This is a genomic window from Cellulomonas flavigena DSM 20109, assembly GCF_000092865.1.
GTDB lineage: Bacteria > Actinomycetota > Actinomycetes > Actinomycetales > Cellulomonadaceae > Cellulomonas > Cellulomonas flavigena.
Genome location: NC_014151.1, coordinates 450,901 through 471,683 on the forward strand (window position 1 = coordinate 450,901; position 20,783 = coordinate 471,683).

Below are 20,783 nucleotides of genomic sequence, written 5' to 3' on the forward strand. Positions count from 1 at the left end.
ACCGGTCGACGAGGTCGTTGTAGGAACTCGTGCTTGTTGTCCGAGCAGTAAGCGCCGACCTGCGGATGGACAAGCGGGTGAGACCCGAGTCGTCTCATGTTCTTGTCCAGATCTTCTCTGCGCGGCGTGCCATGTCACCGCGCAGTCACGGCGCATCCCGGGGCGCCCGACACTCGCGAGGTTGCCACGGTTACACCGCTCGGCTATATCGTCGCGCTATGACGATGATAGAGACAGGGCGCGATGCGGTCGGTTGACGAGTCGCACGCGTTCGAGGCCGCAGCGTGCCTGTTTCACGGCTTCAGCGATCCCTCGCGCCTGACGATCCTGCGCCACCTGGCACTGGGGGAGCACCGCGTGGTGGACCTGACCGAGCACCTGGGCCTCGCGCAGTCCACGGTGTCCAAGCACCTGGCGTGCCTGCGTGATTGCGGCCTGGTCAGCTCACGCCCGCAAGGCCGCGCCTCGGTGTTCAGCCTGAACCATCCCGAGGCGCTGATGGACCTGCTCGCGGCCGCCGAGCGGCTGCTGGCCCTAACTGGCGACGCGGTCACGCTGTGCCCGACCTTCGGTATCGCTGCGGCCGGCACCGACCAGGTGACGACATGAGCGCGACCGGGGAGCTCGACGCCGTCGAGGTCGAACGCCTGACCCGCCGCGGGCTGCGCCTGGCGCAGTTCACCGTCGCGTACAACGTGGTCGAGGGTGCCGTCGCGATCACCGCGGGCCTGCTGGCCGGACTGGTGTCGGTGGTCGGGTTCGGCGTCGACTCCGCGATCGAGTCGATCGCCGGCGTCCTGGTCGCGCTGCGCCTGTCCGCGCGGCTGCGCCACGGCGAGGCGGACGAGCGCAAGGAGCGGCTGGCGCTCAAGGCCGTGGCCGTGACGTTCTTCGTCCTGGCCGCCTACGTCACCATCGAGGGCATCCGCAGCCTGATCGACGGCGAGGCTCCCGACAGCTCGCCGCTGGCGATCGGGCTGCTCGTCGCCTCGATCATCGTCATGCCCGTGCTGGCCGCCATGAAGCGCACCGTGGGCCTGCGGCTGAAGGACAACCTGATCCTCGCCGACGCCGCCGAGACGCGGATCTGCGTGCTGCTGAGCATCTCCACCCTCGCCGGCGTCGGGCTCTACGCCCTGACCGGCGCCGCGTGGCTGGACCCGGTCGCGGCGTTCGTGATCGCAGCGTTCGCCATCCACGAAGGCAAGGAGGCCTGGGAGGGCGAGCTGGTCGAGGACGACGACGATGACGACTGACACCGCGGCAGGCCTCGCGCTGGGCCTGTACCTGCTCGGGGTCGTGGCGGCGTTCGGCGTGCGGACCTGGCTGCACCGGCGGCGCACCGGCACCAGCGGCTACCTGGGCCTGTCCGGCGCGCCCGGTTCGGCGCAGTGGTGGGGCGGGGTGCTGTTCGCGGCCGCGGCCGCGGTCGTGCTCGGCGCCGCCGGACCGGCACTCGCCGTGGCCGGCACCGGACCGCAGCCGGCCGCCCTGCCGGCAGCGCTGCGCTGGGCGGGCCTGGCCGCCGCGGTGCTGGGATTCGCCGCGGTGCTAGGGGCGCAGTCCGCGATGGGCAGCTCCTGGCGCATCGGCGTCGACCCGGGCGAGCGCACGAGCCTGGTGACCACCGGCGCGTTCGCGCTCGTGCGCAACCCGATCTTCACCGCCATGATCACCGCGCTGACCGGCGTGGCTTTGCTCGCCCCCACCCTGGTGACGGCCGCGGCCCTGGTCAGCCTCGTGCTCGCCGTCGAGCTGCAGGTCCGCGTCGTCGAGGAGCCGTACCTGCGCCAGGTCCACGGTCAGCAATACGCGCTCTACACCGCCCGCGTCGGGCGGTTCGTCCCCGGGATCGGGCTGCAGCGGCAGATGCTCGCCACCGAAGGAGAGAACGCACGATGAGTGTCGGGCACGCCCACGCGGGCGGCACCGCGACCGCCCAGCACCGCAAGCGCCTGGTCCTGGTGCTGGTCATCACCCTCAGCGTCGTCGCCGCCCAGATCGTCGGCGGACTGGTCTCGGGCTCGCTTGCGCTGCTCGCCGACGCCGGGCACATGCTCACTGACGCCACCGGCGTCGCGATCGCCCTGGTCGCCAGCACCCTGGCCACACGGCCCGCGACGAACACTCGCACCAACGGGCTGCAGCGCGCCGAGATCCTCGCCGCCCTGGCCAACGCGCTGCTGCTGGGTGGGTTGGCGATCTGGGTCATCGTCGAGGCGGTGCAACGCTGGAACGACCCGCCCGAGGTCGCGACCGGGCTCATGCTGGCCGTCGCGGCCGTCGCGGCCGTCGGCGCGCTGGCGAACCTGGCCAGCTTGATGATCCTGCGCGCCGGCAAGCACGAGAGCCTGAACGTGCGCGGCGCCTACCTCGAGGTCCTCAGCGACCTGGTCGGCTCGATCGCCGTCATCATCGCCGGCATCGTCATCGCCACCACCGGGTACACCCGCGCCGACGTCATCGCCTCCGTCGCGATCGGGGTGTTCATCATCCCGCGAGCCTGGTCCCTGCTGCGCGACGTCATCGACATCCTGCTCGAGGCCACACCCAAGGGCCTGAACCTCGAGCAGGTCCGCGACCACATGCGCGAGGTACCCGGCGTCGTCGACGTGCACGACCTGCACGCCTGGACCATCACCAGCGGCGTCACCGCCCTGTCCGCACACGTCGTCGTCGACGACGAGTGCATCGACCAAGGACGCCCCGGTGCGGTCCTGGACGCGCTCGACGAGTGCCTCGGTGAGCACTTCGCGATGGAGCACTGCACCCTGCAGCTCGAGCCGGTCGGCCACCGCTCGCACGAGAACGCGCACCACGACTAGGTAGGTGTAGGGACGCGTCGAGCCTGTCCGACGGTCGGTGCCCTGACCTGCAGCCTGGACACGATCGTGAGACGCCCTTCGTCTCACTTGTCTGTCCGAATCCTCAGCCGTTGGGGCGGCGTGTCTTCAGGGCAACCGCCAGAAGTCGCCGGTCAGCCCGCAGTCCTCGAGGAGCCGCTGGTTGTGCTCGCGCGTGTGGGGGTGGAAGTCGGGGTCGACGCGGTCGCCGTACCAGGGCTGGGCGAGCCGCCACACCGTCGTGGCGGCGACGACCTGCCCCGATCCGGGAGCGTGCTGCGTGGTCCACCGGCCGGCGTGGTCCTGGTCGCAGAACATCCGGATCAGCGTGCAGGTGCCCACGACGTCGTCCCACCAGGACGCTGCCGGGCGGGGGAACCGCACCGCGAGCTGTGGACGCGGCGCGATCGTCGGCCCGGTGTCGAACCCGATGTGTGATCCGCACTGCGGGCAGGCGGTGTCGATCCGCACGTCGAGTCCCAGCGCAGCGCTGATCCCGAACGAGTCCCAGGCGCACCCGCCCCACCAGCGCCGGTCGTCGAGCCCGTCGAGGGGAGTGACGACGAACGCCATCGGAGCCGCCGTGAACGGGTGAGCCATGCGGACAGCGTCACCGTCGGGCGACAGCACGAGCGCGTGAGCATCGGCCAGCTCTGTCAGGCGCTCCTGGACGGCGTCGACCGAGCTCGAGGTCAGGCGCGCGAGCTCCGCGATCGACGGCGCGCGGCCCTCGCGCACGAACGTCTCGTAGACCAGGTCGCGCACCCGTCGCGTCTCGAGCGCATCCATCGGCACAGCACCTCATCCCTCGGACCGGACGGACGCTCAACACTAGAGGGGGAGGGCGCGATCCTCGACGACGGCCTTCATGACGAGCGTCGACGACAGCCGCTGCACGCCGGGCAGCGCGGCGAGGTGTTCGTCGTAGAGCCGCTGGAAGTGCGGCAGGTCCCGGGCGACGACGCGCAGCAGGTAGTCGGGGTCGCCGAACAGCCGCTGCGCGTGCACGACGTGCTCCAGGCCGGCGACCGCGGACTCGAACCCGGTGATCGCCTCGCGGGTGGCCTCGCGCATGGTGACGAACACGAGGGCCTCGAAGGTCAGCCCGACCGCGTGCGGGTCCAGGTGCGCCCGGTAGCCGCTGATGACACCTGACCGCTCCAGCGCCCGCAGCCGGCGATGGCAGGGCGAGACGCTCAGCTGCACGCGGGCGGCGAGGTCAGTGAGCGTCAGGCGCCCGTCCTCCTGCAGCTCCGCAAGGATCTTCCGGTCGATGGCGTCCACAGCGACGATTCTTCCACCACCCTGGATCTCGTGCGAAGAACTTGGAAGCACCTTCGGTGTGATCCGGCATAGCGTTCCCGGCAGGAAGTCGTGATGAACGGCCAGGGTGGGAGGGGTCAGCCGGGTGGACGGTTCCGCCGTGGTCGCGTTCTGGGCGGTGTCGTTCGTCCTCGTCCTGACCCCGGGTGCGGACTGGGCGTACGCGATCAGTGCCGGCCTCCGGCAGCGCGTCGCGGCGCCGGCGGTCGCGGGCCTGCTGGCTGGGCACCTGACCCATACGTTCCTGGTCGCGGCCGGCGTCGGCGCGCTCGTCAGCCGCGCGCCGACGCTCCTGAGAGCCGTGACCGTCGTCGCCGCGGCTTACCTTGTCTGGCTCGGCGTCGCCACGCTCCGAACCGCCGCGGCGTCGCACCCTGACGCCGGGGGACCGGTGGGATCCCGATGGGGGTGGGCGGCGCGCGGATGGGGCATCAGCGGGCTGAACCCGAAGGCGTTCCTGCTGTTCCTCGCGTTGCTGCCGCAGTTCACCCGTGCTTCCGCCCCGTGGCCCCAACCGGCGCAGATGGTCACGCTCGGACTGGTGCACACCGCAAGCTGCGCTGTCGTCTACACGGTCGTCGCGGCGGCGGCGCACCGTGTGCTGGGTGCTCGGGCGACCGCGACGCTCGTCGTGGCCCGCGTGTCCGGCATCGTGATGATCGGGCTCGGCGCGTTCATCGCGGTCGAGCAGCTGACCTGACCACCGAGGAGACCTCGTGAGCGAGACGCCCCCGTACGCCGCACCCGAACCATCGGCCGCACGGCGACGGCGCGCGCGCCTGCACCATCTACAGGACATGAAGCAGCGCGGTGAGCGGTGGACGATGCTCATCGCCCACGACACCTACGCCGCCGCGATCGTCGACGACGGCGGCATACCCGTGCTGCAGTACGCCCACCTGCACGCCGCGGCCCACGACGTCGCCGACGACGTCGTCGCCACCGACACCTTCCCCGGCCCCGAGCACACCTTCGCGAGCAAGGCATGAGCGACCCGACCTCTGCACCGCCAGACGACGCGCGGCTGCACGAGCGGATCGCCACCAGCTTCGAGCGCCAAGGACTCATGGCCCACCTCGGCGCCCGCCTGACCCACGTCTCGCCCGGCCGGGTCCACCTCGAGCTGACCGCGCGGCCCGAGCTCTCCCAGCAGCACGGGCACGTGCACGGCGGAGCCATCGCGACACTTGCCGACACCGCGGGAGGCTACGCCGCACTCACCCTGCTACCCGACGACCGCGAGGTCCTCACCACCGGCTTCACGATCGACTTCCTCGCCCCCGCAGGGCGACGGCTTGAGGCTGTGGCCAGCGTCCTGAAGCACGGCCGCACCCTGACCGTGTGCCGCATCGACGTCCTCGCCCATGGCGACGACTCGACCCGGCTGATCGCCGCGGCCCAGCAGACCCTGATCAGCACGACGGCTCCCGGCTCCGACGCAGCTCAGCACTGATTCCCGGCCGCGTCCATGCCGAGCGGCATCGGCGACGGGTCAGGGCGTTCGCGGCGCCGCTGTAGGACCTCGTCGAGTGCCGCGCGCATCGTTGCCGACCACACGAGCCCGGCTACCTCGACTGCCCGGCGTACGAGGGCGACGCGTACCGGCACGCCTTGCGGACACGCAAACGCGACGGCGGACACGCGTCGGACACGCTAGCGCGAATCGGACAAGCTCAACGCGAACCCACACCCGAGCCCTCAGGCGCGTCTTCCCGAGCCCTCACGCGCGTCTTCCCGAGCCCTCAGGCGCGTCTTCCCACGGGATTTGTAGGAACTCAGCAGAGTTGGCCCGCACCCGGCACCCTGACCTGTAGCGGGACAGATGGCTGAGACGCCGGTCGTCTCATCTACCTGTCCGAATCCTCAGCAGGTTCCCACCACCAGTGCCTCGACGGGCTGGGACCATACGGCAGGTGAGCCTCGACGACGTCGTTTCCCGAATCCACGCGGCGGTCCCCGCGCAGACTCGCGCGTTGGTCGCGATCGACGGTGTTGGCGCGAGCGGCAAGACCACATTGGCCACGGCGTTGGCCCGGCACATCACCACCAGACCCGTCCTCGTCCTGCACGTGGACGACTTCTTCAATGTCGCAGCGGTGCGGCATGCCCGGGGGCGGACCTCGGCCGAAGGTTTCTGGCTCGACGCGATCAACACGTCCGCGCTGCGATCGGCCCTCGACCACCTCTCGGCCGAGGGCGAGGGCCTCTACAGGGCCGCGTCGATCGACCACCGGAGCGGGAGGTCGTGGGATCCGCCGCGTCAGGCAGCAGCACCGCGCGCGCTCGTGCTGGTCGAAGGGGTCTTCCTGCACCGTGACGAGCTGGTCGACTACTGGGACTTCTCTGTCTGGCTCGACGTGGCGCCAGATGAGGCGGCGCGTCGCATGGTGCAGCGGGACGGCCTCGACCCCGACGACCCCCGTCTCGAGCGGTACGAGGGGGCCCAGCGGCTCTACGTCGAGCGGGCTCGACCCCGGGAGCGCGCCAGTGTGGTCATCGACATGACGAAACCTTCGGCCCCACGCGTGGTCGCCTGAGCCTCCGGCTGGGCAGCAATCCTGACGACCTCTGGGTCGAAGTCGGCAAGCCAGAGCCAGGCGAGCTCGAGTCGGCTCTCGTAGACGACGTGCGCGGAGTTCGTCGAGGAGAAGGGGCCCGGGTAGTTGCGCTGGCGGGCGTACGACGGCGGGATGCGGACCGGAGAGCCGAACGCCACCTGGCGCAGGTCGACCTCCGAGAGGTCGGCTTCGAGCTCGGTCCCCTCAGCGGTCATGTGCGTGGCACGAGCCGCGCTCAGCTCCACGCCGTCGAGCGTCCTCCTGGGGCAAGTACGTGAGATTGGGACACGCCGTGGGCAACTACGTGAGATTGGGACAACTCAGATGAGATCCCACAGCTGGGCCGCCGGCGACGACGACACGCGCCGGGCGATTCTGCGTCTTCCCGAGCCCTCAGGCGCGTCTTCCCACGGGACTTGTAGGAACTCGTGCGAGCTGTCCGACGGCTGCACGCGCGACGTGCTGAGGGAAAGATGGGCGAGAGCCGGCCTGTCTCACGCACCTGTCCGAATCCTCGGAATCGGCGCTAGGTCGCACGGAGCGGCGATCTTGCGATGCTCGTCCTGCCGCCGGTGGTCGCCAACGCCGGCATCGTCCTGTCCCGCCGAGACGTCACTGCCGACGTCCAGCGGCCGAGGACGAGCGCGCAACCTCGGCCCGTCCGAGACCAGTCCCGCGCCCGGGCGTGGCCGTCAGCGTTCGAGCAAGGCACTGGCGAGCGCGGCAAGGTCGGCGTGGTCGATCTCGCGCAGTTCGTATCCCGAGTGGAAGAGGCGTTGCTGCTCGGCGGACAGGCAGCCGACGCGTCGGCCGTCGATCGTGCCGTGGACGAATGCCGAGGCGGGGTACTCGAAGCGGGCTCCGTCCAGTCCTGCCTGCGTGGCGCTGCCGTCGGGTGCGAAGTCCAGCGGGTGCACGTCGACGTAGGACGGGCCGCGGAACTCGACGCGCACCGGCCACCAGTCGGTCTCGGCGACGTACCCGGCGGCGCTCAGCACCTCACGGATCTGCGGGTCGTCCTCGATCCGGTACATCAGGTCGAGGTCGCGGTGCTCGCGCGTCTGGCGTCCGACCAGCGCGTCGATGCCCCACCCGCCACCAATCCACACGGCGACGCCCGCGCGGTCGAAGGAGTCAAGCGCCACGTGCACCAGCTCGATCGTCATGGGCCCCGTGTCCACGGCGGACACGGTAGTCGGCTAGCTGCTTGAGGTCCTTGCCGACTCAGGTGAGATCCCATAGCGGGTGCGGGCACTAGTCGAAGTTGCCCCGATGCCTTGATGCCCCGATGCGCTGCCCTGGAGCGGGACAACCTGGTGGGACGTTCGTGGCCTCGGCCCGGGGTGCCTCGGTCCATCAGGCGCTTCGGCCTAGCAGAAGTTCGTCGCGTAGGACACGAAGTCGAGCAAGTCGAGCGTGCTCCGTTGATCCCCTCGCCCGGCAGCGCGATGTCGGTGATATCCGCCCAGTCGGCGTGTTCGTCGAGCTGTCCACGGGCGCGACCATTCACGGCATAGGTCCGATCGTCCGCGGTGAACGTCACCGACTGGTCCGGCCAGCACTCCAGCAGGCCTTCCTCGACTGTGAGCGGCCACACCTCCAGGATCTTGGCCGCGACCAGGTCCTTGCCGTTGGTGCTGATGCTGTCCGTTGGGGCGGACTCGCTCGCGCATGAGGTCAGCGCGAGTACCGCGACGGCGGCGAACACTGTGGTGCTGGAGCGGCTCACGCCCCCACCTTCCTCCGTTGTAGGTTCGCGCCGAATATGGCGGAGGGCCGACCCCGCGACCTGGGCTTTCGCGACGAGGTGGCGAAAGCGCGTTCTCATTGAGGTGGCGGGTTCTACGCGCGAGTCCCGCACGGCGGGGCAGCGCCCTCGCGACGCTCTCCCACACGTACCGTCGACCGCGTTCGGTTCCCCTCGCTCGGGTCGCTGCGCGTCCACAAGAACACCAGCGCCCTGCGGCGGCTCTGACATGGGAGGAGCGTTAGGTGGCCGTCGTCCCCTTGACGTTGCGGGGTGTGGGTCGGTTGCCGACGACCACGGCCACGACGGTGAGCTGCGGCGACGCTTCGGGATCTGCTCGGTGCTCGGCCACCCAGGCGAGGTCCGGCAGGGTGCGGACGCCGGAGGAATGGTCGGTCAGGTCCAGGACGAGGAGCTGGCTGAATGGCTCCCCGGACCCGGAGTACGCCGCTGCCTGGCCGAGGTAGCTGCGCTCAAGTGCTCGCGGCGTCGAGTCTGCGAGCTCGCGCTTCACCTCGGTCACAAGTTCGACGTCGCCGAACCTGACCGTCACGTCAGCCCTGCCGGTCGCTATGTCGGAGACCTCCGCGTGCACCCGGCCGGCGAACTCCCACGGGCCGGCGAGCCACACGTAGAACTCCCACTGCAAGTCGGCCTCGACCGGCAGCGATCCCCCCTTCGCTGGCACGCCGATGATGTTCTTCATGCCCTTCATAAGCGGCCCGCCGCGGTCGTAGCGATCGAGCAGGAAGGTCAGAGTTCGCTCGAGAAGTGCGATCACCGCGGCTCTAGTCTCGCCAGTGAAGCGCGGGTTGACCTCGAGGGAGGTAACGATGGAGTCCCGCATGCGCTTCAGCGTGGGGTGGGGAGGCTGAAGTCTTCGCAGGGGCGCGGCGATGCCCTCGGCGTCGCGAAGAGCGTCGTCGTCGAGCGTCGCCGCGAGGTGCTGGCAGATGTCGTCGCCGAACGCGAGCAAGGAGGGCGCGAGCCTGAGGATTCGACCCAGCGCGGCGTCGCGGTCGGTGGCTGGTGAGGTCGGATCAGCTGTGCTGCGCGCCCGCGCGGCGTGCGCCGCAACGAGAACCGCGGCCGCAGCGGGCGGTAGAACCGATTTGCCACCGGCGAGGTCGTGGTCGACCATTCGCTCGAGCTGGCCGAGCAGGACGGCGTTGCCGGCCACTGTGGCGGCGATGGTGGGGCGAATCGCGGCGAGGAGGCCTGGGGCAGGGTCGATGACGCGTTCCGCCTCGTACACCGCGGCAAGTTGCCCTGCGGCGGCGCGGACATCAAGCCAGCTGTCCTCGCGGAGTCGGTCGGCCGCCTGACGCAGGTCGAGGACGAACGCCAGCCACGCGGTCTCGGCGTCGCGAGCGCCGGCGCGCCAGGCAGGCAAATGCGCGCCGAGGTGCCACGCACCTCTGCGCGACAGCACGTTGGTCAAGGCCTCGGTCGAAGTCGCGACACCGGTCCAATCGGCGTGTGCGAACGCGATTACGGCCTCGCATGCCAGTTGGTAGGCGGCGGAGTCGTCGCGGTCCTCATCGACCTCCTGCGCCTGAGCGAACATCGCCGCGGCACGGGCCAGGCCCTCTGTGGCGGCGGGCATGTCGGGGGCGGACAATGCGCGCCGCATCTGGCGGCAGGCCAACTCGTGCAGCGCGTCACCCTCGACAGGCGTGGCCGTGAGAGCGGCGAGGACGTCGATCAGGGGTTGCGCGACTTCGTCGTCAGAGCCCCACGTCTCGAGTGCGATCCCGACGAGCCGGGGCAGCGGGTCGAGGTAGTCCTCGGCGAGCTCATCAGGTGGCGCAGCGAGCCGTTCAAGGACCAGGTACGGCCGGGCGAGCTTCGCGAGCGCGACCCGTGCGGCGACTTCGAGCCTCGCGGCCGCAAGACTCGGTGTGGTGCCGACAGCGTCATCCAGACCGGTGAGCATCGCGGTGTGGAGCGCTGGCCCGGCGTCGGCTGCCGCGGAGCCGCCGAGCAGGGCGTCAACGGACTCCTGCAGGGCCAGGACGCTCGTCTGCTGCGCCAGGCCGGCTGCGAACGCACGCACGGGACCGCGCCAGGCGTCGGGGTCGGCGCCCGACGCGACTGTGAGCGCCCGGGCGGCCAATGGCGCCAGCGGGTCGTCGGCGAGCGTCGCGAGGATCGGTCCGGCGTCGTCGACGCTGCCCAGCGCGGATGGCGACGCAGGGTGGCCCGAGCGTTCGGCGGCGAGAAGCGCGGTCACGATCCGGTCGTTCACGCCGTGCTCCTTCCCGTTCCCCGTCGCCGTCGTTGGCCGGATCAGCTACCAGAGCGGCTGGTCAGGGGCTGGCGGCGCGATGATCGCGTCGGCCGGCAGTTTCCCGACGGGGAGGGACTGATCCGCCGACGTGGTCAGCACCTGGAGATTAGGCGTTTCTGCGGCGGCGCGGATGAGTGCGTCCAGCAGCGCGGCGGCGTCGGAGTCCTGGACCTCTTCAGCTTTCAGGCTGTCGAGCATCAGCAACCCAGGATGGGTGGCGATGCCGCGCCGGTGGCCGACGCGCAGGAGCGCGAGAACGGTGGCGATCCGGAGTCGGAGCCGCTCGCCGGGCGACTGCGCCGTGAACCCGCCGGCGTCGGCGCCGCCCTTCCAGATCTTGAGCCTCGCCGCCCGGTCGATCCGGATCTCGGTCACGGACTCGATCCCGAACTCGCGGGCGAGGGTGGCGATCTCGGCGCCGAGCTCCTCGAACAGCTCGCGGGACGGCTCGACGAGGTCGGCCTCGAGTTCCGCGACGAGCGCGTCAAGAATCGTGTCGGCCGGGTCGATGAGCACGGGGTCGTCGTCTGGGAGGACGGCGAGCGCTCCTTCGGCGCGGGCGGCGGCGAGCTCGAGCGAGGCGCGCTCGTCGGTTGTTGCGGCGTCCCGGGCCTCCCGGAGTTCGACTTCCGCTTCCGTGAGGCGCTGAGAGAGCTTGGTGACCTCCTCCTCGGCGCGCTCGTACGCCTCGAGCGCGGCCGCTGCCGCTCTTGTGGACGCGTCCAGGGCGGCCTCGAGCGCGGCCTGGGTCTCGCGCTCCGTCTCGCCGTCGTCGTCGGTGGTGACTGGCTGGGTGCACACGGCGCAGATGTGGCTGTGGGCCTCTGCGGCTCTGCGCTCGGTGGCGACGGGCGCCTCGCATCTCGGGCATGCGACTGGGTCGAGGCCGTGGAACAGCGCCCGGGCGACTGCGGACTCGCGATGGTCGTTCAGCGCGCGTTGGTCCTGCTGGCGTGCGGCACGGGCCTGACGGTGCAGCGCGCCGGCGGCGGTCCAGGCGGCCTCCGCGTCCGCTAGCTGGCCGGCCAGGGTCGTCACGTCGGCTGCGACCGCCGACGCTGGCCTTGTCGCGGATCGGAGGGCGAGTTCGCCGAGCGCGGTGCGGGCTGCTTGGAGCGCGTCGAGTTGTGCGCGGCGGGCGTCGGCGCGCTCGGTGTCCGAGGTGCGCGAGGCCGCGGCGTTCTTGGCGCGGTTGCGCGCCGCGTCGCGGGCGGCTCTGACGCGGGTGTACAGCGCGGCGCCGGGCAGGTCGAGGAACACCGTCAGTAGACGCCCTGCCAGGCCGGCCATGGCGGTCTCGCCGATCAGGACGGGCTCTCGTCCCGCGGGCGGGTACAGCGCGCCGAAGTACGAGGCCCACCGGTGGGGCTGCACCCCTCCGGTGTTGAGCGCGGCGAGCAGCGGCTCTAGAGACAATCGATCCAGCATGAAGACGTCTACGGCGCGCGCGTACTCCTTGGCTGAGGCTGCCGCGAGCACCGTCTTGGTGCCCATGCCACCCGAACGCAAGGCCGCGAGGTCGGTGGCCTCGACGATGGAGCCTTCGGCGATCGCCCCGTCGCGCATGACGATGCGGAATCCCGTCGGCCTGCCGTTGATCTCGGTATCGCACTCGACGTCGGAGAGCCACTTGGCGACATCTCGTTGCAGTTCGCGCGGCTCGCCGCGGAGGCACAGCGTGATGGCCTCGAGGAGGGTCGTCTTGCCACGAAGGTTCGCACCGACGGCCATCACGACTCCAGTGGGGATGTCGAACGTGGCGTCGAACGGACCGGTGCCCTGCGGGCCCGCCTTCGTTCCACGCAGCCGGAGCCGGGTCACTCGTAGGGACCGGGCCATCACGGGGACGTGTGAGTCCGGAACGGCGTGCGCTGCGAGGACGGCCTCAACGAGGCTCGCGTCGACTCCACTGCGAGCGGCCACCCGCTCGGCGAGCGTCTGGCGCTGCGACGCACTCACGCGGCACCTGCCTCGCGGATGGCCGCGAGACGCCGACGGACGCGTCCCGTGATCGCGCCGATCCGTGCGTTGTACGCGGTGTCGGCGTATTCCTGCTGCCGGTACTGCTCGTCCTTGAGTTCGGTGCCGCCTTGCCCCGCGGTCACGGCGACGAGCAGCGCCACCCGGTCGACGTAGTACTCCAATGCAGGCTCCTCGGCGACCATCTCGCGGGCGACTTCCCGCCCGTGCTCGGTCAGGTAGTAGTTGTGCTGGCGCGTCCGGCCTGGTGTGCCCTCCCGGCGTCGGGACACCAGACCTGGGCCGGCGAGCACGGACAGGGCCGCGTCGAGCGGCTCGTACGCGCCGAACCGATAGCGCAGCATCGGATGCCTGCGGATCTCGGGCTCTTCGGACGTCAGGATCCGCTCGGCGTGGTCCAGCAGTGCGGCGTCCCCGCTTGCCTCGAACCGGTCCAAGAGCATGTTGGCGAAGTAGTCCGGGTTGCGGAGCCAGAAATCGAGCTTCTGGAGGAGGACCTGCGTGCGCAGCACCGCGACCGCGCCGCCGGGTGCCGCGGGCGGTGGCGGGTCGTCGACCGGCTCGGCGGCGCCGTCGATCAGGAGCAGGAGCCGCACGGCGTCCTGCATTCGGCTGGTCGTGGGCTCGGCGGGCTCCACAGGCTCGTTCGTCAAACCGTTCCCCCTCCATCGGACACTCGACATACTGCCGCCTCGACGGCGGGCGAACCCCAATCCGGCAGGCGTGGCGGGCACCTGCGGGGTGATTCCAGTCGCTGAGCGAGCCTGCGAGGAGGCGCTCGTGGGGCAGCGGTGGTCAGTCGGCCATCGGTGCCGGACACGGCTGGCGTGTCGGCGACTTCGCCGACTCTCAGCCGCCGACATCACCCTCCACGCAGGTCACGCAGGTCAGAAGTCAACCGAACCGGAGGCAGTCCTAGACGTGGCCCCGACAAGTCAGCGAGCCGAGACAGCCTGGTGCGAAACCGGCTGCCGCCGGTGAGATCCCTCACCACCCGCCCCGCCTACAGGGGCGGACGTTCCTTGGACAGCCTCGGTCGTCGTCCGGTCGGCGTGAGCCCACGTCGTGCCTTGAGAAGGCTCTCGTCCTTCACGTTTTCGCGTATGGCCAGGCGACTCAGGACTCGGTGCTGCGTCTCAGGCGTCCAGAACACCTTTAAGAGCCTTCGCGCACGCGTGATCGCAGTGTAGAAGATGCTATGCGAAATACGCTCCTCGTTAGCGTCGGTGATCACGACCTTCACGGAGTCGTACTCGAGACCCTGTGCCTTGTGTATAGAAACTGCGTAAGCGATTTGAAAGGGCACCAGCGTATTTTGGGAGTCGTCGTCGTCGTCGCTGTCGCCGCGATCAAAAACGTCGAACTGGACGACTGAGCCACCTAGGTGCCGCAAGCCGGTCCAAGAGACTTCATCCGCTGTCACCTCATGCTCAAGAGACACATCGAAAGTGATCCTTCCAGGTCCGCGCTCGATCCCGACGATCGTCCCTTTCATGTTATTGAAGATGACCGGGCGGAATCGATCTGTCTCGTTGAAGAGGATAGGGTCGTTCACCTTGTAGGTCGCTGCATCCCACTGCACAGGGCGATTCGGATTGCTTGCCTGGAGGAAACGATTGACGTTGTTGATCCCGTACAGTCCATCGTAGTTCAGGCAGAGAATGACCTCATCTGTGCTCTGCCTCTGAAAGAGTGTCTCACCAAGGACGGTCGAGAAGCCGTTCTGGGCGAGGGACTCTTCGATCCGATCGTCGAGATTGCGGACGCGGTCCCAAAGGGTCAACAGGGCACGGTCGTTCGTTCGAAACGGCTTCGTTAGTTCGAAGACAGACTCCTGAGGTATGTACGACCGGGCAAGGCTGAACCAGTTCCCAAACTGAATTGACTCGATCTGGTATACGTCTCCAACAAGCACCAGATGGTCGAACGACGTGGCTGTAAGCACCTCGAGAACGCTAGCGTTGTCCACGGTGCTGCATTCATCGATGATGACCAGGTCATATCGTGAGCCAAAGTCGCCGCTTCGATTGACGTGCCGCGCGATCGTGCTGTACTCAGAGTTCGGTGCGCTCACGCGTCGCTTCAGGTTGTCGACCGCCGGGTTGGTGTGCGCAAGGAACAACTTACTGCTGTCGGCGAAGTAGTTCGCAATGTGGTGGATTAGCGTGGACTTGCCAGTGCCAGCGGCTCCTGAGATTAGAGCGACGTTCGAGCTGGCAAACAGATTTTCGAGGACTCCCTCCTTGGCGGGGTCGTCGATCGCACTCGGATTCCTGCTCAACCAGTCCTGCACATCGCGTGTGTAGTCTTCGGCTCCGTCGCCCACAAGCTCGCGTAGCTTTTCAATGATCGAGACAGTGTCATCCTCGTACCCGATGATGAACACATGCCCGTTCTCGTGTCGGAGCCTGCGGGCCGCATGCCCCGTCCCTGGCGGCAGCAGGGCATTGTGCCGACGAATAAGCTCGTCCAGATCGCCGAGGCCTTCAAGTTCCTTTGCCGGCGTATAGATCGAGCCGTGCTGCTCAACGTTGCTCCTAACGCGACGTGCGAGCAGCTCATGGCGACGCGCCGACCAATCGAGGCTTTCGGAGAGGTCTGAGAAAGCGGCGTTGTGTCTACGTGGTGAGGTGCAGAACGGCATCGTGTCGAACGGCTTACAGCTCCAGGAGAGGCGCAGCCCAGAGAGTCCAGCACAGGGCGATGCATTGTACTGGGCCTTTACGACCTCATTTCGCATACGAAGCATGAGGTACCTCAGGATGCGGGACCCGGGGCGCCCACTCTGGATGATCGTGCGCGCCTCGTCCAGCGTCGGGAAAATCTGAGGCTCTGCAGATGATCGCTCGAGCGTCCAGGTGCGCACTCGCTGATAGTTCTGCTCCTGCATGTCAATGAGATCGAGCAGGCTCGATCGCGAGTCTGTGAGGAATCGCATTAGGTTCCGGTACTCGGAATGGCCTGTTGATACGCGGGTCACCCGGCCAAGGAGCCGGGAAAAGTTGTCGAACTCGCATGGCCTGATCGACACCTCCCATGATCGGGCGATCAAGATCGGCATTTCTGTTCCCAGGACGTTGATCGAATCGCCCGCGAGATCCAAGTGAGACGCATACTTGTCTGTGACATCGATGTCTGTAAAGGCGATCGTTCGATCGAACTTGTTGGTTCGGTTATGTGCAGGCGAGATCGTCAACTCATAGTAGATGCGGCCGCTCACAAAGAACGGCCTCGAACTGTGGATGTAGAACCTACGTCGTGTCGTCGCTGCCGGAGGTGTTGCCCAGGATCTGTCGATGCGTTCCGCGATCTTTGTGTGGTACTCGCGCAGAGACGGGTCGAGGTCTACCGGAAAATCCTCGAGGTTGGCTAGGATTGGCACGCCGAGTTGCTTCGATGACAGGTCGCGAGTCCGTATCAGGTACTCGTAGTACTTGAGCATTAACCGCTCAGAAGGGTCGGCCTCGAGGGTGTAATGAGAGGCACTCGCCTGTAGCAGGCTGTGAAATCGACTCAGTAGGCGATACTTCGCGGTTGCTTTCGCGGCTGCGATTGCGGGGGCGACCTGGTCATAATGGAAAGTGGTAGAGGGGTCGCCCAGGTGGGCCCAGACTGTGAGGCCCTCGACGAGATTGCGAAGTTGCGAGAGTAGATTCTGCGCCAGAAGTCCGCGATCGCCTGACGAATGTGCGATGTTTTGACAGATGACGTCATCCGCATTGCGGACTTGCTGCTCGATTGAGGCCATCCGTCGATCCTGATCACTTGTAGTAGCGAGTGGGTAGTGTGTCTCGAAATTCTCTACGGTCTTGCCTATTGGGTAAGTCGGAGGGCGGGGCGGCGATCGCTGGTGCCGAGTAGGTCGCGCACCGTGGCGGGGTTCAATTTTAGCGTTTGGGCAAGTGCTGGAGTAGTGGCGCCCTGGGACTCGGCCAGTTCGGCGCCCGGCGGAGACAGGCGGCGTCTGTGCCCCAGTAGTCCGGTACGCGAGCTCTGTCACGTCTTGGCCCTTCGCGGACCGCTGTCGAGGCTCTTGGTGCCGTCAAGTTCCCACAGTTCGATGCGGCGTGCGCCGGGGGAGGTGTCGACCATCGCGAACGATGCCCTAGCTGCGAGGGGTCCCCGGCGGTGTCAATCCGTGGAAGCAACGAGGAGTCGTTCGAAGGCTTCGCGGGGTGTGAGGAACCCGAGTGCTGCGCGGGGTCGTTCGTTGAGTTCTTCGGCGATCGAGGTCAGGTAGGGCTGGTGGGTGGGGATCGTGGTGCCCTTGGGCAGGTACTCGCGGATCAGACCGTTGGTGTTCTCGTTCGTGCCGCGTTCCCATGGTGAGCGGGGGTGGGCGAAGTAGACCGGCAGGTCGGTGGCCAGGGTCAGGTGCCCGTGGCGGGCCATCTCGGTGCCCTGGTCCCAGGTCAGGGACTGGCGCATCATCGCGGGCAGTCCGGTGACGGTCTCGATGAGGGTGTCGGCCAGCGCGGTCGAGTCCTTGCCGTGCTGCAGTGCGAGCAGGACCGTGAACCGGGTGGTGCGCTCGACCAGGGTCGCCGCGGCGGTCCTGCCGTGCGCGCCGATGATCAGGTCACCTTCCCAGTGCCCGGGCACCCGCCGGTCGGCGATGTCCGGACGGGCCTCGATGCTGGTCATCCCCACGATCGGGGCACCACGTTCGCCCAGATCACGACGCGGACGACGGCGGGTGCGCTTGGTGCGCAGCATGATCCCGTGCCGGGCGAGCTCACCCTTGGGCAGGGCGTAGATGTACCGGTAGATCGCCTCGTGGGACACGACCTTGCCGTGCGCGGGCACCGAACCGTTCATCAGGCCCACGGTGTCGTCGTCGGCCTCGCGGCGCAAGCGTCCGGCGATCTGCCGGGGTGTGCGCGAGTGCTTCAGGTCCGCCAGGACCCGCGCGGACAACACCTCGTCGGCGGCGATCTTGCCGACCTGCGGACGCCGGCGACGGGCCGCGGCGGTGTTGTCGGCATGGACCAGCTGGTACCCGCGGGTCTTCAACGAGTTCCGAGCGACCTCCCGGGAGACGACCGAGGCGTCCCGACCGATCCGCCGCGCGATCGAGCGCAACGACTCCTTCGCGCGTAGCCCCGCCAGGATCTCGACCCTGTCATCGACCGTCACCATCCGCCGCACCCGAGCAACCCCCTGACCTGGACCGTTGCTACGACGCTATGACACCGCCCCCAGACCCGAGCGAGATCGGCTGCCGAGGTCGGATGCCGCACCGTGTGAGCGGTATCCAGCAGTGCCGTCAGCGGCGGCTGCACATCGGAGGGCAGGCGAACGACTGTGGGGGCTGGTGCACGAGTAGGTGACAGTCGGGAACAAACCCGCCGCCGCCAGAGGTGAGCCCATCAGACTCAACTTCCGCCACCGAGAGTTGGCGATCGGCCCCCAGCCGTCGCAGACTTGAGCCCGGCGGACTCAAGACGTCCACAGTGACCGCACGTACGGGGCCGACGCAGCCCCAGGAAGAAGGCACACACATGGCACGAGCAGTCGGCATCGACCTCGGCACCACGAACTCCGTCGTCGCCACCCTGGAGGGCGGCGAGCCCACGGTCATCGCGAACGCGGAGGGCGCGCGCACCACCCCGTCCGTCGTGGCGTTCTCCAAGACCGGTGAGGTCCTCGTCGGCGAGGTCGCCAAGCGCCAGGCCGTCACCAACGTCGACCGCACCATCTCGTCCGTCAAGCGCCACATGGGCACCGACTGGACCACGACGGTCGACGACAAGAAGTACACGCCGCAGGAGATCAGCGCCCGCATCCTCGGCAAGCTCAAGCGTGACGCCGAGGCGTACCTGGGCGAGCCCGTCACGGACGCCGTCATCACGGTCCCCGCGTACTTCAACGACGCGGAGCGCCAGGCGACCAAGGACGCGGGCACCGTCGCGGGCCTCAACGTCCTGCGCATCATCAACGAGCCCACCGCCGCCGCCCTGGCCTACGGCCTGGAGAAGGGCAAGGAGGACGAGAACATCCTCGTCTTCGACCTGGGTGGCGGCACGTTCGACGTGTCCCTGCTGGAGGTCGGCAAGGACGACGACGGCTTCTCGACCATCGAGGTCCGCGCGACCGCCGGTGACAACCGCCTCGGCGGTGACGACTGGGACGCCGCGATCGTCGCGCACCTCGTCTCCGAGGTGAAGAACACCACGGGCGTCGACCTGTCCAAGGACAAGATCGCGCTGCAGCGTCTGCGCGAAGCCGCCGAGCAGGCCAAGAAGGAGCTGTCCTCCGCGACCAGCACCAACATCTCGCTGCAGTACCTCTCGATGAGCGAGAACGGCCCCATCCACCTCGACACCAAGCTGACGCGCGCGCAGTTCCAGCAGATGACGCAGTCGCTGCTCGACCGCGTGAAGGCACCGTTCCACCAGGTCATCCGCGACGCGGGCATCTCCGTGAACGACATCGACCACGTGGTCCTCGTCGGCGGCTCGACCCGCATGCCGGCCGTGTCCGAGGTCGTCACCGAGCTCACGGGTGGCAAGGAGCCCAACAAGGGCGTCAACCCGGACGAGGTCGTCGCCGTCGGTGCCGCGCTGCAGGCCGGCGTCATGAAGGGTGACCGCAAGGACGTCCTGCTCATCGACGTCACGCCGCTGTCGCTCGGCATCGAGACCAAGGGCGGCGTGATGACCAAGCTCATCGAGCGCAACACCGCCATCCCCACCAAGCGGTCGGAGATCTTCTCCACGGCCGAGGACAACCAGCCGTCCGTCCTCATCCAGGTGTTCCAGGGCGAGCGTGAGTTCGCCCGCGACAACAAGCCGCTCGGCACGTTCGAGCTCACCGGCATCGCGCCGGCCCCGCGCGGCATGCCGCAGATCGAGGTCACGTTCGACATCGACGCGAACGGCATCGTGCACGTGTCCGCGAAGGACCGCGGCACGGGCAAGGAGCAGTCGATGACGATCACCGGCGGCTCGGCCCTCCCCAAGGAGGACATCGACCGCATGGTCAAGGACGCCGAGGAGCACGCCGCCGAGGACAAGAAGCGCCGCGAGGACGCCGAGACCCGCAACACCGCGGAGCAGCTCGTCTACCAGACCGAGAAGCTGCTGGCCGACAACGGCGACAAGCTCTCGGACGACATCAAGGGCGAGGTCGGCGGCGCCGTCACGGAGCTGAAGACCGCGCTGGAGGGCGACGACATCGAGGCCGTCAAGGCCAAGCACTCGGCGCTGCTCACCGCGAGCCAGAAGATCGGCGAGGCGCTCTACGCGTCGCAGCCGGCCCCTGGCGACGAGGCCCCGGCGGCCGACACGTCGGCGTCGTCCTCCGACGAGGACGTCGTCGACGCCGAGATCGTCGACGACGAGGACGACAAGAAGTGACCGACGAGCGACCTCCCGCAGGGACCCCCGAGCCCGAGGAGACCCCTCGCGTCACCGACAAGCGCCGCATCGACCCGGAGACGGGGCAGCTGCGCGAGCCGACGCCCGAGGAGGCCGTGCTGGCCGAGGCGGCGGAGGCCGTCGCGGGCGTCGAGGACGAGGTCTCGTCCGACGCGCTCGCCGAGGCCGAGAAGCTCGCGGCCGACCGGCTCGAGGAGGTGCAGCGCGCCCAGGCGGCGCACTACAACCTCGAGCAGCAGTACAACGCGTACGTGAAGCGGTCCAAGGCCGAGGCCCTGGCCGCGCACGACCGCGGCATCGCGACGGTCGGCGAGGCGCTCATCCCCGTCCTCGACGACATCGAGCTCGCCCGGCAGCACGGCGACCTCACCGGTCCGTTCGCGTCGATCGCCGAGAAGCTGGAGTCCACCCTCCAGCGCCTGGGCGTCGAGCGGTACGGCACGGTGGGCGAGCCGTTCGACCCGGAGGTCCACGAGGCGCTCATGCACGGGCACTCCGCGGACGTCACGGAGCCGACCGTCGACAAGGTCCTGCAGCCCGGCTACCGCACGCCGGGCCGGATCCTGCGGGCCGCGCGCGTCGCGGTCGTGGACCCGGAGGCCTGACGACCAGCATCATCAGCACCACGCACGCCGCAGGGCGGCGGCCGGCACCGGCCGCCGC

The 20,783-nt window shown here is 68.6% G+C and carries 18 protein-coding genes; 10 read left to right on the forward strand and 8 right to left on the reverse strand.

The window, feature by feature from the left end:
- Positions 1–243: 243 nt before the first annotated feature.
- From CFLA_RS02130 to CFLA_RS02145, 4 genes are read left to right on the forward strand one after another with little or no spacing between them, the layout of a single operon-like run.
- Complete coding sequence (locus CFLA_RS02130) at positions 244–609, forward strand: ArsR/SmtB family transcription factor (protein ID WP_013115672.1); 366 nt, start codon at positions 244–246, stop codon at positions 607–609.
- The gene (locus tag CFLA_RS02135; protein ID WP_013115673.1) at positions 606–1,256 is read left to right on the forward strand and encodes a cation efflux transmembrane domain-containing protein; all 651 of its coding nucleotides are present in this window, start codon (positions 606–608) and stop codon (positions 1,254–1,256) included. Before CFLA_RS02130 ends, CFLA_RS02135 begins: the two co-directional genes overlap by 4 nt.
- The gene (locus CFLA_RS02140) at positions 1,246–1,902 is read left to right on the forward strand and encodes a methyltransferase family protein (RefSeq protein WP_013115674.1); all 657 of its coding nucleotides are present in this window, start codon (positions 1,246–1,248) and stop codon (positions 1,900–1,902) included. Before CFLA_RS02135 ends, CFLA_RS02140 begins: the two co-directional genes overlap by 11 nt.
- Positions 1,899–2,825, forward strand: a complete 927-nt coding sequence (locus tag CFLA_RS02145) for a cation diffusion facilitator family transporter (RefSeq protein WP_013115675.1) — start codon at positions 1,899–1,901, stop codon at positions 2,823–2,825. Before CFLA_RS02140 ends, CFLA_RS02145 begins: the two co-directional genes overlap by 4 nt.
- A 126-nt stretch (positions 2,826–2,951) precedes the next feature.
- Here CFLA_RS02145 and CFLA_RS02150 read toward each other — a convergent pair whose 3' ends face one another.
- Complete coding sequence (locus CFLA_RS02150; RefSeq protein ID WP_013115676.1) at positions 2,952–3,632, reverse strand: alkylmercury lyase family protein; 681 nt, start codon at positions 3,630–3,632, stop codon at positions 2,952–2,954.
- 42 nt (positions 3,633–3,674) lie between these two features.
- The gene (locus CFLA_RS02155; RefSeq protein WP_013115677.1) at positions 3,675–4,127 is read right to left on the reverse strand and encodes an Lrp/AsnC family transcriptional regulator; all 453 of its coding nucleotides are present in this window, start codon (positions 4,125–4,127) and stop codon (positions 3,675–3,677) included.
- A gap of 124 nt (positions 4,128–4,251) precedes the next feature.
- Here CFLA_RS02155 and CFLA_RS02160 point away from each other — a divergent pair, with 124 nt between their 5' ends.
- The 4 genes from CFLA_RS02160 (at position 4,252) to CFLA_RS02175 (ending at position 6,703) form a co-directional block, all read left to right on the forward strand.
- Positions 4,252–4,866 carry a LysE family translocator gene (locus CFLA_RS02160; protein ID WP_013115678.1) on the forward strand — a complete coding sequence of 205 codons (615 nt, stop codon included), beginning with the start codon at positions 4,252–4,254 and terminating at the stop codon, positions 4,864–4,866.
- Positions 4,867–4,963: 97 nt separating this feature from the next.
- Positions 4,964–5,155, forward strand: a complete 192-nt coding sequence (locus CFLA_RS02165) for a hypothetical protein (RefSeq protein ID WP_043598705.1) — start codon at positions 4,964–4,966, stop codon at positions 5,153–5,155.
- The gene (locus CFLA_RS02170; RefSeq protein ID WP_013115680.1) at positions 5,152–5,619 is read left to right on the forward strand and encodes a PaaI family thioesterase; all 468 of its coding nucleotides are present in this window, start codon (positions 5,152–5,154) and stop codon (positions 5,617–5,619) included. Before CFLA_RS02165 ends, CFLA_RS02170 begins: the two co-directional genes overlap by 4 nt.
- A gap of 460 nt (positions 5,620–6,079) precedes the next feature.
- Positions 6,080–6,703 carry a nucleoside/nucleotide kinase family protein gene (locus tag CFLA_RS02175; RefSeq protein ID WP_013115681.1) on the forward strand — a complete coding sequence of 208 codons (624 nt, stop codon included), beginning with the start codon at positions 6,080–6,082 and terminating at the stop codon, positions 6,701–6,703.
- 713 nt (positions 6,704–7,416) lie between these two features.
- Here the strand turns inward: CFLA_RS02175 and CFLA_RS02185 are convergent.
- The 6 genes from CFLA_RS02185 to CFLA_RS02210 all read right to left on the reverse strand — a co-directional run bounded on the left by CFLA_RS02185 (position 7,417) and on the right by CFLA_RS02210 (position 17,880).
- The gene (locus CFLA_RS02185; protein WP_222836771.1) at positions 7,417–7,905 is read right to left on the reverse strand and encodes a nucleotidyltransferase domain-containing protein; all 489 of its coding nucleotides are present in this window, start codon (positions 7,903–7,905) and stop codon (positions 7,417–7,419) included.
- 807 nt (positions 7,906–8,712) lie between these two features.
- Entirely contained in the window at positions 8,713–10,719 is a 2,007-nt protein-coding gene (locus CFLA_RS02190) for a hypothetical protein (protein WP_013115684.1), read from the reverse strand.
- Between the two features lie 45 nt (positions 10,720–10,764).
- Positions 10,765–12,720 carry an ATP-binding protein gene (locus tag CFLA_RS02195; protein WP_013115685.1) on the reverse strand — a complete coding sequence of 652 codons (1,956 nt, stop codon included), beginning with the start codon at positions 12,718–12,720 and terminating at the stop codon, positions 10,765–10,767.
- Complete coding sequence (locus tag CFLA_RS02200; protein WP_222836772.1) at positions 12,717–13,379, reverse strand: hypothetical protein; 663 nt, start codon at positions 13,377–13,379, stop codon at positions 12,717–12,719. The genes CFLA_RS02195 and CFLA_RS02200 overlap by 4 nt, the downstream gene beginning before the upstream one ends.
- A gap of 365 nt (positions 13,380–13,744) precedes the next feature.
- Positions 13,745–16,183 (reverse strand): ATP-dependent DNA helicase, encoded by a 2,439-nt coding sequence (locus CFLA_RS02205; RefSeq protein WP_245530287.1) that lies wholly within the window; start codon positions 16,181–16,183, stop codon positions 13,745–13,747.
- Positions 16,184–16,872: 689 nt separating this feature from the next.
- Entirely contained in the window at positions 16,873–17,880 is a 1,008-nt protein-coding gene (locus tag CFLA_RS02210; RefSeq protein WP_043598709.1) for an IS30 family transposase, read from the reverse strand.
- Positions 17,881–18,242: 362 nt separating this feature from the next.
- Between CFLA_RS02210 and dnaK the strand changes: the two genes are divergently transcribed.
- Positions 18,243–20,099, forward strand: coding sequence for a molecular chaperone DnaK (gene dnaK / locus CFLA_RS02215; protein ID WP_013115689.1), 1,857 nt, complete (start codon positions 18,243–18,245; stop codon positions 20,097–20,099).
- Positions 20,096–20,725 carry a nucleotide exchange factor GrpE gene (locus CFLA_RS02220; RefSeq protein ID WP_013115690.1) on the forward strand — a complete coding sequence of 210 codons (630 nt, stop codon included), beginning with the start codon at positions 20,096–20,098 and terminating at the stop codon, positions 20,723–20,725. Before dnaK ends, CFLA_RS02220 begins: the two co-directional genes overlap by 4 nt.
- The last annotated feature ends 58 nt before the right edge of the window (positions 20,726–20,783 follow it).

Excerpts from the sequence above, each read along its gene's own strand:
- CFLA_RS02130 (WP_013115672.1), top strand. The coding sequence starts at position 244 with ATGCGGTCGGTTGACGAGTCGCACGCGTTCGAGGCCGCAGCGTGCCTG.
- CFLA_RS02135 (WP_013115673.1), top strand. The coding sequence starts at position 606 with ATGAGCGCGACCGGGGAGCTCGACGCCGTCGAGGTCGAACGCCTGACC.
- CFLA_RS02140 (WP_013115674.1), top strand. The coding sequence starts at position 1,246 with ATGACGACTGACACCGCGGCAGGCCTCGCGCTGGGCCTGTACCTGCTC.
- CFLA_RS02145 (WP_013115675.1), top strand. The coding sequence starts at position 1,899 with ATGAGTGTCGGGCACGCCCACGCGGGCGGCACCGCGACCGCCCAGCAC.
- CFLA_RS02150 (WP_013115676.1), bottom strand. The coding sequence starts at position 3,632 with ATGGATGCGCTCGAGACGCGACGGGTGCGCGACCTGGTCTACGAGACG.
- CFLA_RS02165 (WP_043598705.1), top strand. The coding sequence starts at position 4,964 with ATGAAGCAGCGCGGTGAGCGGTGGACGATGCTCATCGCCCACGACACC.
- CFLA_RS02170 (WP_013115680.1), top strand. The coding sequence starts at position 5,152 with ATGAGCGACCCGACCTCTGCACCGCCAGACGACGCGCGGCTGCACGAG.
- CFLA_RS02205 (WP_245530287.1), bottom strand. The coding sequence starts at position 16,183 with ATGCTCAAGTACTACGAGTACCTGATACGGACTCGCGACCTGTCATCG.
- CFLA_RS02210 (WP_043598709.1), bottom strand. The coding sequence starts at position 17,880 with ATGGTGACGGTCGATGACAGGGTCGAGATCCTGGCGGGGCTACGCGCG.
- dnaK (WP_013115689.1), top strand. The coding sequence starts at position 18,243 with ATGGCACGAGCAGTCGGCATCGACCTCGGCACCACGAACTCCGTCGTC.